14 protein-coding genes are annotated in these 13,634 nt (G+C 69.2%); 5 read left to right on the forward strand and 9 right to left on the reverse strand.

The annotated features are described in order from the left end of the window. Positions 1–8: 8 nt before the first annotated feature. A complete protein-coding gene (locus tag VHC63_06650; GenBank protein ID HVV36267.1) occupies positions 9–845 on the reverse strand; it encodes an A/G-specific adenine glycosylase in 837 nt (278 codons plus the stop codon). Continuing rightward, positions 827–1,576 carry a class I SAM-dependent methyltransferase gene (locus tag VHC63_06655; protein ID HVV36268.1) on the reverse strand — a complete coding sequence of 250 codons (750 nt, stop codon included), beginning with the start codon at positions 1,574–1,576 and terminating at the stop codon, positions 827–829. Before VHC63_06655 ends, VHC63_06650 begins: the two co-directional genes overlap by 19 nt. Positions 1,577–1,687: 111 nt before the next feature. On the opposite strand from VHC63_06655, the gene VHC63_06660 reads away from it, so the two are divergent. After that, positions 1,688–2,527: an alpha/beta hydrolase gene (locus VHC63_06660; protein ID HVV36269.1), complete on the forward strand. Its 840-nt coding sequence runs from the start codon at positions 1,688–1,690 to the stop codon at positions 2,525–2,527. Here VHC63_06660 and VHC63_06665 read toward each other — a convergent pair. Continuing rightward, the gene (locus tag VHC63_06665; GenBank protein ID HVV36270.1) at positions 2,524–3,039 is read right to left on the reverse strand and encodes a MaoC family dehydratase; all 516 of its coding nucleotides are present in this window, start codon (positions 3,037–3,039) and stop codon (positions 2,524–2,526) included. The two genes, VHC63_06660 and VHC63_06665, sit on opposite strands and share 4 nt — an antisense overlap. 52 nt (positions 3,040–3,091) lie before the next feature. On the opposite strand from VHC63_06665, the gene VHC63_06670 reads away from it, so the two are divergent. The 3 genes from VHC63_06670 to VHC63_06680 are packed head-to-tail and all read left to right on the forward strand — an operon-like array spanning position 3,092 to position 6,155. Beyond that, positions 3,092–4,675: an acyl-CoA dehydrogenase family protein gene (locus VHC63_06670; protein ID HVV36271.1), complete on the forward strand. Its 1,584-nt coding sequence runs from the start codon at positions 3,092–3,094 to the stop codon at positions 4,673–4,675. Then, complete coding sequence (locus VHC63_06675) at positions 4,675–5,229, forward strand: DinB family protein (GenBank protein HVV36272.1); 555 nt, start codon at positions 4,675–4,677, stop codon at positions 5,227–5,229. Before VHC63_06670 ends, VHC63_06675 begins: the two co-directional genes overlap by 1 nt. 38 nt (positions 5,230–5,267) lie before the next feature. Further along, positions 5,268–6,155, forward strand: coding sequence for a fructose bisphosphate aldolase (locus VHC63_06680; protein HVV36273.1), 888 nt, complete (start codon positions 5,268–5,270; stop codon positions 6,153–6,155). Positions 6,156–6,218: 63 nt separating this feature from the next. Here the strand turns inward: VHC63_06680 and VHC63_06685 are convergent, their stop codons facing one another. From VHC63_06685 to VHC63_06695, 3 genes are read right to left on the reverse strand one after another with little or no spacing between them, the layout of a single operon-like run. Next, the gene (locus VHC63_06685) at positions 6,219–7,160 is read right to left on the reverse strand and encodes a CoA ester lyase (GenBank protein HVV36274.1); all 942 of its coding nucleotides are present in this window, start codon (positions 7,158–7,160) and stop codon (positions 6,219–6,221) included. Between the two features lie 9 nt (positions 7,161–7,169). Further along, on the reverse strand, positions 7,170–7,865 hold the full coding sequence (locus VHC63_06690; protein ID HVV36275.1) for a dienelactone hydrolase family protein: 696 nt from the start codon (positions 7,863–7,865) through the stop codon (positions 7,170–7,172). A gap of 9 nt (positions 7,866–7,874) precedes the next feature. After that, complete coding sequence (locus VHC63_06695) at positions 7,875–8,690, reverse strand: hypothetical protein (protein ID HVV36276.1); 816 nt, start codon at positions 8,688–8,690, stop codon at positions 7,875–7,877. 112 nt (positions 8,691–8,802) lie between these two features. Between VHC63_06695 and VHC63_06700 the strand changes: the two genes are divergently transcribed. After that, positions 8,803–9,279, forward strand: coding sequence for a hypothetical protein (locus VHC63_06700; protein ID HVV36277.1), 477 nt, complete (start codon positions 8,803–8,805; stop codon positions 9,277–9,279). A 10-nt stretch (positions 9,280–9,289) separates the two neighbouring features. Here VHC63_06700 and VHC63_06705 read toward each other — a convergent pair whose 3' ends face one another. From VHC63_06705 to VHC63_06715, 3 genes are read right to left on the reverse strand one after another with little or no spacing between them, the layout of a single operon-like run. Beyond that, entirely contained in the window at positions 9,290–10,489 is a 1,200-nt protein-coding gene (locus VHC63_06705) for an acyltransferase (protein ID HVV36278.1), read from the reverse strand. 23 nt (positions 10,490–10,512) lie between these two features. Beyond that, the gene (locus VHC63_06710) at positions 10,513–12,138 is read right to left on the reverse strand and encodes a hypothetical protein (protein ID HVV36279.1); all 1,626 of its coding nucleotides are present in this window, start codon (positions 12,136–12,138) and stop codon (positions 10,513–10,515) included. Between the two features lie 23 nt (positions 12,139–12,161). After that, positions 12,162–13,550 carry a class II fumarate hydratase gene (locus tag VHC63_06715; protein HVV36280.1) on the reverse strand — a complete coding sequence of 463 codons (1,389 nt, stop codon included), beginning with the start codon at positions 13,548–13,550 and terminating at the stop codon, positions 12,162–12,164. Between the last annotated feature and the right edge of the window lie 84 nt (positions 13,551–13,634).

Here is a 13,634-nt window from a genome sequence, read left to right on the forward strand (position 1 = left end):
GGTCACAGCTACTGACGCAAGCAAAGCGTCAGTGAATTGTCTGCCCAGTCTGCCAGGCCGTCAGCCACGACGGACAACGCGACGCGCTGTGCCCGCTTTGTGTCCCCCGGCCAACCCATGATCTCGGCCAGGTCGGCGGGGTCGGCGGACACCGCGCCCAGCCGGAGCGCGTCGACGAGACGGCCTCGTCCCTGGCGGTCCGAGCCTTCGAACTTCGACTGCCGCGTTCGGGCCGGCGCCGGGTCGGGTCCGGCGCGATGCCACGCGCAGTCGTCGGACAACGGGCAGTCACCGCAACGCGGTTGGCGCTTCGTGCAGATTGTGGCGCCGAGGTCGAGGATGGCCTGATTCCACGCCCACGCCTGGCCGCTGGGCGCCGCCGCGTCGGCGGTCGTCTGGTCGACGGGCGCGCCGGCCAAGCGAGCGTGCACTCGCGCCGCGTTCACGTCGAGGACACCCACCGCGCGCTCGTAGGCGAAGGCGAGGACGGCGCGTGCGGTGTAGGCGCCGATCCCGGGCAGCGCCAAAAGCGCGTCGAGGTCGTCGGGCACGCGGCCGGCGTGGTCGGCCGTCACGGCGATGGCGCAGCGATGCAGGCTGACGGCGCGGCGGTTGTACCCCATGCCCCGCCACGCGGTTACGACGTCGGACTGCGGCGCCGCCGCGCACGCCGGCGCCGTCGGGAACCGTTCGAGGAAGGCCCGCCAGACCGGAACTACCCGCGCCACCTGCGTCTGCTGGAGCATCACCTCGCTGACAAGGATCGCCCACGGGTCGCGGGTGTGGCGCCACGGCAGGTCGCGACCGTTGACCGCGGCCCACGCGATCAGGCGGTGCGCCGACACCAGTGGACGTAGCAGTTGTACGGCAACGCGAAACGCTCCGGCAGTCCCGCCTCGTCGCACACCGCGAGCACGTGGCGCACCAGTCGCTCGCGCTGTTCGGCGGGACCGCGGGCAACGAAGCTGATCGACGTCACCCGGGCGACGAGCCCGTCGCGGTCGGTCGGATGGTCGTGGCGGAACGTGGCGGTGCGGAGCGGACCGAATCCCGACGCGTCGTCGAAGGCGGCGCGCCAGGCGTAGGACCACGCGCTCGGCGTGTCGTCGCGGGCCGCGTCGACCTGCTCCCAAATCGCGTCGACCCAGTCGATACTGCGGTCCTGACCGTTCCAAACGAGACCGAGCCCGCCCAACGGCCGCAGGACGCGACCGATCTCGCGCAGCGCCGCGGCCCCGTCGAACCAGTGGAACGCTTGCGCCGCCACAACCGCGTCGACCGCGTTGTCGGCCAACGGCATCGACTCGGCGGTGCCGTCGACGATCTCGACGCCGAGGTTCTGCTCGGCCAGCGTCGCCCGCATGTGCGCCACCGGCTCGACCGCCACCGGGGTGACGCCGGCGTTAAGCAACGCGCGGGTGAACTTGCCGGTCCCGGCGGCCAAGTCGACCACGCGCTCGCCGCCGAGGCGCTGCAACAGGAAGGCGACGGCGTCGGGCGGGTACTCGGGCCGACCCCTTTCGTACGTCGGCCCGACGTGGGCGTAGCCCTCTTCGGCTGACACGTGAACCGGCACGGCGAATACTTTGGCGCCCGCCCGCCCGCCCTGCCTCTTTGGGGCGCTCGCTACGCTCGCCGCCCGCCCACCCGCCCTGCCTCTTTGGGGCGCTCGCTACGCTCGCCGCCCATGCCGACGATCGATGCCAACGGACTCGCATTCGCCTACCTCGAAGCGGGTCCCGCCGACGGGCCGCTGGCGTTGTGCCTGCACGGGTTCCCCGACGCCGCCCCCACCTGGAACCCGCTGCTCGCCGCCCTTGCCGACGCCGGCTTTCACGCCGTGGCGCCGTGGATGCGCGGCTACGCGCCGACGCAGGTACCCCCCGACGGTATCTACGGCGTCGGCATGCTCGAGCAGGACGCCAACGCGTTGCACGAGGCCCTCGGGGGCGACGGGCGCGCCGTGATCATCGGTCATGACTGGGGTGCGATCACCACCTACGGCACCGCTGTCGTCGCCCCCGATCGGTGGCGGCGTGTCGTCACCATGGCGGTGCCACCGGCGCCGGCCCTGGGCGCCGGCTTCCTGTCGTTCAAGCAGCTGCGGCGCAGTTGGTACATGTTCTTCTTCCAGAGCCCGATGGCCGAGATGGCCGTCGGGGTGAACGACCTCGAGTTCATCGACGGCCTGTGGGCCGAGTGGTCCCCCGGCTTCGACGGCTCGGCACACATCCCCGCGGTCAAGGACGCTCTGCGCGATCCGGCAAACCTCGCCGCCGCCATCGGTTACTACCGCGCCATGCTCGGGAGCACGGACCATCCCGGCACGCAGGGCGTCCCCCCGCAACCGCTGTTGTACCTCCACGGCCGCGACGACGGCTGCCTCGGCGTCGACCTCACGACGACCGCCGCGACGTTCCTGTCCCCCGAATCACGCGTCGAGGTGCTCGACGACTGCGGTCACTTCCTTCAGGTCGAGCGGCCCGACCTGGTCAACAAACTCGTCGTCGACTGGGTGACGGCTTAACTCGACCAGACGTCGTCACCGTAGGGACGCCGGCGCACCGGAGCGGCGTCCTTCTTCCACACCATGACCTTGCGGCGGAAGTAGCAGACCTCGTCGCCGTGCTGGTTGAAGCCCTTGGTTTCGACGGTGACGATGCCGCGGTCGGGCTTGGAGGACGACTCGACCTTGTCGAGCACGCGCGTCTCGGCGTAGATGGTGTCGCCGTGGAACGTCGGCTTCTTGTGGGTCAGCGACTCGATCTCGAGATTCGCGATCGCCGCGCCGGACACGTCGGGCACCGACATGCCGAGCACGAGTGAATACACGAGGTTGCCGACGACGACGTTCTTGCCGTGCACCGTCTCGTTCTCGGCGAACCACACGTTGGTGTGCAGCGGGTGGTGATTCATCGTGATCATGCAGAAGAGGTGATCGTCGTATTCGGTGATCGTCTTGCCGGGCCAGTGCTTGTAGATGTCGCCCACCTCGAAGTCCTCGAGGTACCGCCCAAACGGCCTGTCGTACGTCGTCATGCCAGCCAAGCTAATGGTGGGGCCCGCGCGTCCCAAACGTAGGATTGCGGGCATGCCAGCCCCTTTTTCGATGGATGAGGCCCGCGCCGCGTTGGGGGACGCGCAATCGCTCGTGGACGCGTGTGCCCGGCGCATCGCCGGTAACGGCGGCGTCGACGCCCACCAGGTCGTGGCGTACGACTTGGCCCACGCCGCCGCCGCGGTCGCCTGCGCCCGGGGCGCAGCCGACTACGGCGACCGCGGGGACGTCGAAGCGCGGCTGGCGGCGGCCTTCGTCGCCGACGCCATCCACGACGTGGCGTCGCGGGTCACCGGTCGTGAGGCGGCGTGGGGCGTCGAGCCGGGCGCGCTCGACAAGGCCCTGCGGCTCACCGCCGCCGGCCGCGATCCCGAGTTCATGGCGTCGCTGTGCGGCGAGGAAGGCCCGCGGCACCTGGGCGACGACATGCAACTCGTCGCCGACACGTTCCGCCGGTTCGCCGAGGACAAGGTCCGCCCCGTCGCCGAGCACATCCACCGGACCAACAGCGATATCCCCGAAGACATCATCAGTGGCCTCGCCGAGCTCGGCACGTTCGGCCTGTCCGTCCCCGAGCAGTACGGCGGCTGGGCGACAGGAAGCGACGACGAGTACGTCTCGATGGTGGTGGCCACCGAGGAGTTGTCGCGGGGCAGCCTCGGCGTGGGCGGCAGCCTCATCACGCGACCCGAAATCCTCACGCGTGCACTCCTCAAGGGCGGCACCGAGGAACAGAAGGCCGAGTGGCTGCCCAAGCTGGCGACGGGTGAAGTCATGAACGCGGTGGCCGTCACCGAGCCCGACTTCGGCTCCGACGTCGCCGGCGTCAAGGTCACCGCGGTACGCGACGGCGACGACTATGTCGTCAACGGCGTCAAGACGTGGTGCACGTTCGCGGCGCGCGCCGACGTGCTGATGCTGCTCGTGCGCACCGGAACCCCCGACTCGGGCCACCGCGGCCTGTCGCTGCTGATTTCGCCGAAGGAACGCGGCGACGGCCACGGCTTCCTCCTCACCCAGGACGGCGGCGGCAAGCTCGAAGGCCGCCCGATCGACACCCTCGGCTACCGCGGCATGCACTCCTACGAACTCGCCTTCGAGAACTGGCTCGTTCCGGCCGCCAACCTCATCGGCCTCGACGACGGGTTGGGCAAGGGCTTCTACATGCAGATGGCCGGCTTCGAGAACGGCCGCCTGCAAACCGCGGCGCGCGCCATCGGCGTGATGCAGGCCGCCTACGAAGCGGCGCTCGACTACGCGAGCAACCGCGTCGTGTTCGGCGAGCCGATCGTCAACTACCAACTCACGCGCGCCAAGCTCACCAAGATGGCGGCGATCATCCAGGCCGCCCGCCAGTTCAGTTATCACGTCGCCCACCTGATGGCCAAGGGCGAGGGCTCGATGGAGGCCAGCCTCGTCAAGGCCTACGTGTGCCGCGCCGCCGAGTGGGTGACGCGCGAAGCCCTGCAGATCCACGGCGGCATGGGTTACGCCGAGGAGTTCCCCGTCAGCCGCTACTTCGTCGACGCCCGCGTGCTGTCGATCTTCGAGGGCGCCGACGAAACGCTCGCCCTCAAGGTGATCGCCCGCCGCCTCACCGAGGCTGCGGCGTCCTAATGGGCGTCGGCGACTGGGACGTCCCACGTCCGGGCTGGACGTGCGCCGAATGCGGCTTCGCGTTCGACGACTTCGACCCGCACTCGGTGGCGGAGTCCATCGCCAAGACGGGTAAGCGCCTGCGCGCTCCTCTCACCCGCGGCCTGAAGGACGAGGACCTCGACGCCGTCCTGCGCGCGCGACCCGTGCCCGACATGTGGTCGGCGCTCGAATATGCCTGCCACGTGCGCGACGCGCTGCGCATCAACATCGAGCGCGTGCCCGCCACCGTCGCCGGCAACCCGCCCGAGTTCCAGGCGCTGGCGCGTGACAAGGCGGCGTTGAGCAGGCGCTATAACGAGCAGGATCCGGCGGCGGTCGCCGACGAGATCGACGCCGCCGCTGCCGAGTTGAGCGCGGCGTTCGCCGCCGTACCCGACGACGGTTGGGATCGCTACTGGATGCGCGACGACATGAAGTTCACCATCGACTGGATGGCACGCAACGTGCAGCACGAAGTCGATCACCACCTCCTCGACATCGGAAGGACCCTGCGGCAGGTACGCGGGCGTTGAGCGAACAGCTCACAGACGGAACTAAGAAAGGCACTCATATGAACCAGGAACAGCTCGACAAGGTCCGCGCCGGCCGTGGCTTCATCGCCGCCCTCGACCAGTCCGGCGGGTCGACTCCCAAGGCCCTCAGGCTCTACGGCATCGAAGAGTCGGAGTACTCGGGGGAGGCCGAGATGTTCGACAAGATCCACGAGATGCGTTCTCGGATCATCGAGAGCCCGTCGTTCAACGGCGACCGCATCCTCGGGGCGATCCTGTTCGAGATGACGATGGACCGCCAGATCTCGGGCATGGACACCGCGGAGTACCTGTGGTCGAAGAAGGGCGTCGTGCCGTTTTTGAAGATCGACAAAGGCCTCGCCGACGAAGCCGACAACGTGCAGCTGATGAAGGCCATGCCCGACCTCGACGCGCTGCTCGAGCGCGGCGTGGCCAAGGGCATCTTCGGCACGAAGGAGCGCTCGGTCATCAACGACGCCAACGAGACAGGCGTGCAGGCGATCGCGGCGCAGCAGTTTGAGGTCGGCAAGCAGGTCCTGTCGCACGGCCTCGTGCCCATCCTCGAACCCGAGGTCAACATCAAGGCGCCCAACAAGGCCGAAGCCGAGGCGCAGCTGAAGGCGGCGCTGCTCGCCGGCCTCGACGACCTGTCCGCCGACCAGCACGTGATGTTCAAGCTCACGCTGCCATCCGAAGACGGTTTCTACAGCGACCTCGTCAACCACCCGAAGGTGGTCAAGGTCGTCGCCCTCTCGGGCGGCTACACCCGCGCCGAGGCGTGCGAGAAGCTGGCCAAGAACCCCGGCGTGATCGCGTCGTTCTCCCGCGCGTTGACCGAGGGTCTCACGGCCCAGCAGAGCGACCAAGAGTTCGACAAGGCCCTCGACGCGTCGATCCAGGCGATCTTCGACGCCTCGGTCAAGTAGCCCTCCCCGCACTTCTGTGAAGGGTTTCCCGCCCTATGGGCGGGCAACCCTTCACAGAAGTCGTTAGCCGGGGGTGCGGGTGCGGCCGGCGCGCTTGCCGCGGGCCACCAACTTGACCGCGACCTTGCGGCTGGCTTCGTCGATCATCTCGTCGCCGAACATCACCGCGCCCTTGCGGTCGCCGGTGGTAGTGGCCTTCTCGTAGGCGTCGAGCACGTCCCATGCCTTGTCGAACTGCTCCTGCGTGCCCGAGAACAAGTCGTTGAGGATCTCGACCTGGTCGGGGTGCAGCGCCCACTTGCCGTCGAAGCCGAGGATCTGCGTGCGGGTGGCGTAGTCCTTGAAGCCCTCGCTGTCGCGCACCTTCACGTACGGGCCGTCGATCACCTGGAGGCCAGCAGCGCGCCCGGCCATGAGGATCTTCATGAACACGTAGTGGAAGTAGTCGCCCGGATACTCGGGGATCTGGAGACCGCCGGCGAGCGAGGGCATCTCCATCGACGCCGAGAAGTCGACGGGACCGAGGATGATCGTCTCGAGACGGGGCGACGCCTTGCAGATCTCTTCGACGTTGATGAGGCCCTGCGCCGTTTCGATCTGGGCCTCGATGCCGATGTGACCAAGGGGCAGCCCGCTGTTCTTTTCGACCTGCGTGAGCAGCAGGTCGAGGGCGACGACCTCGGCCGCCGTGTTGACCTTCGGCAGCATGATCTCGTCGAGACGCTCCCCCGCGTTCCCCACGACCTCGATCACGTCGCCGTAGGTCCAGATGGTGTCCCAGGCGTTGACGCGCACGCACAGCACGCGGTCGCCCCAGTCGAGGTTCTTGATGGCATCGACGACCTTGGCGCGGGCGTCGACCTTCTCCAGCGGCGCCACGGCGTCCTCGAGGTCGAGGAACGTCATGTCAGCGTTGATCGTCGGGCCCTTGGCGAGGAACTTCTCGCTCGATCCGGGAACCGAAAGGCAGCTACGGCGGGGCAGGTCGCGGGAACGTGCGGACATGCGCAGAGCCTACGACGAGAGGTTCTGCTTCAGGAAAGCGAACGCGTCGGCGAGGCACTGCTCGGCGACGTCGTGGTTGTAGGTGCCCAAGGCGTTGGTCTCGTTGGCGAAGGCGTGACCGGTGCCCGGGTGAATCGTGAAGGAGACGTCCTTACCGAGACCCCGCAGCTCGTCCTGCAGCGCGTTGATCTTGTCGGGCCCGAAGAAGTCGTCGTTCTCGGCGTAGTGGCCCTTGACCGGCGCAGTGAGGCCGTTCCAGTCGGGGGCATTGCCGAACACCGGGGCGCCGTAGAACGGGACGACGGCGCCGATCTTGGCGCCGTACTCGGCGCCGAGCATGAGCGAGAGCATCCCGCCCATGCAGAACCCGATCACACCGACCTTGCTGCTGGTGGTCTCGTTGCGGCCCTGGAGGTAGTCGACGGCGCCCTCCATGTCGCGCACGGCCCGCGCCTGGTCGAGCGTCGACATGAGGTGGCTCGCCTTGTCCATCTCGTCGTGCTCGGCCAACTCGCCGTGGTACAGGTCCGGGGCGAGCGCGACGAAGCCTTCACCGGCGAGGCGGTCGGCCATGCCCTTGATCTGGGGGTTCAGCCCCCACCACTCCTGGATCACGAGCACGCCCGGGCCCGACCCGCTCGCCGGAAGGGCGAGGTAGCCGCTCGCGTTGTCGCCGTTGGACGGAAAGGAAACGGTCTCGCTCATGGCGCAGTTCTAGCGGAGCGGGCGGAGCAGTTCTGCCGCGATCGGGCAGTCGGCGCGGGTGACGGCGCGGCCCGGGTCCATGGCGCCGGTCGGGCCGACGATCGTCTCGATCAACGACAGCGGCACGAACTCGTAGTCCGCATCCCAGGCGTCGTCGTCGGCGTCGACGGCTGCGCCCAGCGCCTCCCACATACGCGCCGGCAGCACGGTCGCCTCGCCCGCCGCGACCACGACGTGGCGGCCGGCAGCGCGGCCGACCGCGGCCGCGGCGCGTGACCCGCTCGCGGCGATGACGCCGTCGGGACCGACGGCGGTGGCGTCGATCATGACGACGTCCGCCGCCGCGGCCGCGGCGCCAATACCCGAGTCGCGCACGCCGATGGCGTCCACGTCGGCGCGCTCGAGGGCGCGCGCCAGCCCGTAGCCCACCGGCGTGTCGACGGCGAGCACGGTGATGTCGCCGCGCCGCGTCAAGGCGTCGCCCGAATACCACGGCGGGCCGACCAGCAGGATCGTGGACTCGCCCGGGATCAGCCCGTCGAGGAAGTAGGCGACCTCCTCGCCGGTCGGGTCCTCGACCAGCAAGTCTTCGATCAGGTCCGCCTCGACGTGGGCATGGTCGGGCGTGACGAGCATCCGGGCCGTCACCCACCACACCGGGCCCATCGCCGGCTGGCGCTGCACGAGCCGGCGGCAGGCGGTGACGAGACCGGCGGGGTCGCCGACGAAGCCACCGAGGGCCCGCGCCGCGGTCAACCCCGCCAGCCGCGGACCATCGCCGTCATTGCGCGCCGCCCACCGCAGCCTCTCGATCGGGTGTGCCATTGTTCAGCGCCCTGCGGGCGCAGCCAATGGCTTGGCCGCAGTTCCGTTGATTCGCTCGCTCCACTCGCTCATCTCGCTTCCAGCGTAGGCGTGCCACTACGTTTTCGTGCTCGTGGCGACGACGATTTCCACCGACGTAACGCTGGCCCCGTTGACGGGACGGGCGCGCACGCTCGAAGAGTTCCTCACGACCTTCCACATGGCCGTCGTGGCGCTCGATCCCTTCACGCAAGAAGGTGCGTGGATCCTGCCGATCGCCACCCGGGTGCTGACGCATTTCAGCCAGGCCGACGTGCGCGTGGCCCTGTTGCTGCCGGCGACGCCCGACGAGTGCCGCCTGTTCCTCGGCCCCTGGGTGAACACCCTGCTCACCTTCGCCGACCCCGAGCGCGAGGCGATCCGGGGAATGGGCTTCGACAAGCTGCCCGCGTTTGCCCATATCGCCATGGACGGCACCGTCGAGGGCAAGGCCGAAGGCTGGTTCCCCGAGGAATGGCAGAAGGTCGTCGACCACCTCGCCGAGGTCATGAGCTGGAGCTCGACGGTCGTCGAGCGCGACGGCGACCCCGCACCGTTCCCGGCGCGCTGACGAGCCCGTCTCAGGGCGCGGCGGCGTCCTCGACGCGGTGCCGGGCGCGGTCGGTCGCCGTCTCCCGCCGCCGGGCCCAACGGATCGCCGGCTGCTCGACCCAGCGGTAGCTGATCGCGCCGGCCACGAGCGCGATCGGGACGATCACGGCCAGGCCGCGCAGCAGCCCCGCCGCCGTCGGTTGCGAGTGCAAGACGCCGTTGTAGAGCAGGGCGATGGCGATGCTGTGGAACAGGTACACGCCGTAGGACCGGTCGCCGATCCACTTGAGCGGGCGGCTCCCGAGCAGCGCATTGGCCCGCTCCAGATGCGCGGCACCGAACAGAAACGCACCGAAGCCGACCGCCAACACCGGACGGCCGACGAAGTACGCCATCCACCTCGGCTGCACCGCGTGATCGCGCGCCGCCAGATCGCCGAGCCACAACCAGACGGCCGCCGTGACGGCGAAGCCGCCGGCGGCGAGCAAGAACGCGGTCCAGCGTCGGGGTGCTGCTCGGCGCGCGACAGTCCACGCCACGAGCATCCCGACGGCGAAATGACCGCCGTAGCCGATGATGCCTTCGGCCATCGCCCGCACGAACAACTGCACGGCCTCGGGCAGGTGGTGCATCACTGATGCTGCGCGGAACGCCACGATGCGCGTCGCGGTGGCGACGACCAGCGCGCCGATCGTGTACGCGGTCGGCGCCTGGCGGAACCGACGCGCGATCTCCGGCAACACGCCGTAGTACATCGCTTCCCACGTCAGTGTCCACCACGCGCCGTCGATGCCCAGACCGAAGGTGGCGTGCACGATTGGCAACACCAGCGCCTGCGCCATGACGAGGTGCATCGCCACCTGGAACACGCCGTCGCCCGTCGTGAGGGGATGGTGCGTGCTCGGCGGCTGGTGCAGCGCGAACGACCACACGGCCAGCACGACCGCGATCGAGACGTAATACGCCGGCAGGATGCGAGCAACGCGGCGGCGCGCATAGGCGCGGGGCCGGAACGGCTGGTCGGTGGCGAAGGGCAGGAACATGACGAAGCCGCTGATGACGAAGAACATGTCGACGCCGAGGTAGCCGCCGCCGGCGGCGTTGAGCACTCGGTGGGCGAAGCGGGGCGCGCCGATGATCTCCCAGGTGTGGAACACGACAACCGCCAGCGCGGCGACGGCGCGCAAGCCGTCGATCGCGGGAACCCGCAGCGGCTTGGTGGCGTTCACGTGGTGGAACTATTGCGCGGCACTCAGGCGCCGGCACGCAGGCCGCAGACCTGGTGCTCGCCCGCCGGGAGTTGCAGGATGAGCGGACCGGCCACGACGAACGCGATCGTCACGGCGGAACCCGCGGTGAGCGGCACGATCCGCGGCCCGGCGAATCCGCCCGGGTACGGGACGTAGATGAGGGCCGAACCGCTGCGCCCGGGCCGCACGGACACGACGCCGGTCGCACCCGTCCGCGTGAGCGCGGCGTTCTCGCCCCGCAGGTCGACCGTGTCGCAGGCGCCCCTCCGCCGGCTCGTCGCGTCCGGTCCGAGCGCGGCGACGACACCGCCGACCGGGCGGCGCGACGACTGGCTGACCGCCACTTGCAGGGCCAGGCGCGCCTGGGCCAGCTGCCGCGGGTTGGGTGACAGCCGCGGCAGCCTCCCGCGGTCGCGCAGCGACGCCATCTCCGCCACGGTGATGTCGTGGTTGTAGGTGAAGTCGACGAAGTTGCTGACGCGTGGCTCGGATCGCGCCACCGTGAGCGCCGCCAGCATCTGCCCGCGCACCGTCTGGTCGCGGGTCCGGTCGTCGCGGGCGTTGTCGCGCAACTGCAACCAGCCGGACGCGGCGAGTCCGACGCTGACGGCCAGCACCAACGCCACCCGCAGCACCGACCGGCCGGCGAACTGCTGCACCGCGAACGCGATGAACGCCAGCAGCAAGGCGGCGCACAAGTACAGGTAACGCGACGCCGCCGCCATGCCGATGTTGCCGCGCCCTTGAGAGATGACGGCGAACATCACCGGGGCGGCCACGGCGAGGGCGCACACTTCCGGCGCCCGTCGCCACCACGACCGGCCGCGTGCCGCGGCCACCACCACCAGCGCGACCAGAAGCACTTTGCCGACAGTGTCGCTATGAAACGGCGCGCCCAGGGTGGCCGACATCCCGCCCCACACGTAGTGGGGGATGTCGTCCGGGCCGCCGTGCAGCGACTTGGTGTCGCCGCTGAGACCGACGGCGCCGGCGGTGCGCAACCACACCACGTAGACCGCGGCGGCCGGCGCGGCGACAACGGCCGCGGCGCGTGCTCCCCAGCGTCCGAACGCGCCGAGCGCCAGGGCCATCACCATGACGACCGAGATCCCCGACAGCAGCAGCGAGGCCACCGCGCCCGCACTGACGAGCGCCACCCGGCGCCGCGTCGGCGCGCCGTCGAGCGCCAGCAGCAACGCCATGCCCGACACCAGCGAGCCGACGAAGCCGACCTGGAACGCCCACGTCATGTTCTCGGACCCGGCACCGAAGAAGGCGAACACCGTCACCAGCCCGGTGGCGACCGCGATACCCACGCCGGCGCGACGCATCAGGCGCCACAAGAGGTGACACGCCAGCAGGTGCAGGCCGAAGACGCCCGCAAGGTAGGGCCAGTAGCTGCGCAGGCCGAAAACGCTGAAGACGGCTCGGTACCAGAGGATCGGCAGCGTGCTCCAGTGCTCGTTGTGGGGGTACAGCAAGCCCCAGCGGGGGTGGTGCAACCCGCGATAGAGGATGAAGTCCCACTCGTCGCCGAAGAACCACTTGCCGCGGCACACGACCGCCAGCGCGACGAAGGCCAGCGCCAGCGTCGCCAGGTGGACGCGCGTCCACTGGCGCGTCGCCATCGCGCCGCTGCGGGTGGGCGCCGCTACTTGATGACTCCGCCCTTGGTGAGGGCCATGACGTCGAGCGCCTTGTCGGCCTCGGCTTCGGTGAGCAGCCCTTCCTCGAGGACGACTTCTTTCAACGTCTTGTTTTCCTTCAACGACTTCTTGATGACGCGCGCCGCCTCGTCGTAGCCGATGTAGGGATTGAGCGACGTGCCCACCGAGGGCGACGACAGCGCGTGGCGCAGGCACTGCTCGACGTTGGCCTCGATGCCACTGATGCACTTGTCGGCGAAGGTCCGCGACACCGACGACAGGAGGCGGATCGACTCGAGCAGGTTCCGGGCGATCACCGGCAGCATCACGTTGAGCTCGAAGTTCCCGGCGCTGCCGCCGAACGCGACCGCGGCGTCGTTGCCGATTACCTGCGACACGACCTGGCACACCGCTTCGGGCACGACCGGGTTGACTTTGCCCGGCATGATCGACGAGCCGGGCTGCAGGTCGGGAATGTGGATCTCCATCAGACCCGTGCGCGGTCCCGAGCCCATCCAGCGCAGGTCGTTGGCGATCTTGTACAGCGACACCGCGATGGTGCGCAGGACACCGCTGCACTCGACCAGGGCGTCGCGCGACGCCTGGGCCTCGAAGTGGTCGCGGGCCTCCGACAGCGGCAGCCCCTTGTAGCGCTTGGCGACGCGGGCGATCACGCCGGCGGCGAACCCCGGCGGGCAGTTGAGGCCGGTGCCGACGGCGGTGCCCCCGAGGGGCAACTCGCCCACGCGAGGCAGCGCGGCGTTGATCCGCTCGATGCCGTATTCGATCGACGCCGCGTAGCCGGAGAACTCCTGGCCGAGGGTGACGGGCGTGGCGTCCATCAGGTGGGTGCGACCGCTCTTGACGACCTTGTCGAACTCCTTGGCCTTCTTGCGCAGTGCCTTGGCCAGGTGCGTGAGCGCGGGAATGAGATCCTGGACGAGGCCCGCCGTGGCGGCGACGTGGATCGACGAGGGGAACACGTCATTCGAGGACTGCGACGCGTTGACGTGGTCGTTGGGGTGGACGGGCTTGCCCAGCTTGTCGGTGGCGAGCGACGCCAGCACCTCGTTGGCGTTCATGTTCGACGACGTGCCCGAACCCGTCTGGTACACGTCGATCGGGAACTGATCACGGTAGGCGCCGTCGATGATTTCGTCCGCCGCGTCCGAAATGGCCTTGGCCACGTCCTTGGGCACGATCTTGAGTCGGGCGTTCTCCATCGCCGCCGCGCCCTTGATGGCGGCGAGCGCCGAGATCAGCAGCGGGTCGATCGTGAGGCCCGAGATCGGGAAGTTCTCGACGGCGCGTTGGGTCTGAGCAGCCCATTTGGCCTTTGCCGGGACCTTGACGTCGCCCAACGAATCGCGCTCAATTCGAAACTTTTCAGCCATGAAAAAACCCTACGTCCGGCTTTGCGAGATTCCCCAATTCGCAGGTGAACCCGATAAGGTGTCGCCCCAACGTGTTGCAGACAA

The sequence above is a fragment of the Acidimicrobiales bacterium genome, from assembly GCA_035546775.1.
In the GTDB taxonomy this organism is placed as follows: Bacteria; Actinomycetota; Acidimicrobiia; order Acidimicrobiales; family JACCXE01; genus JACCXE01.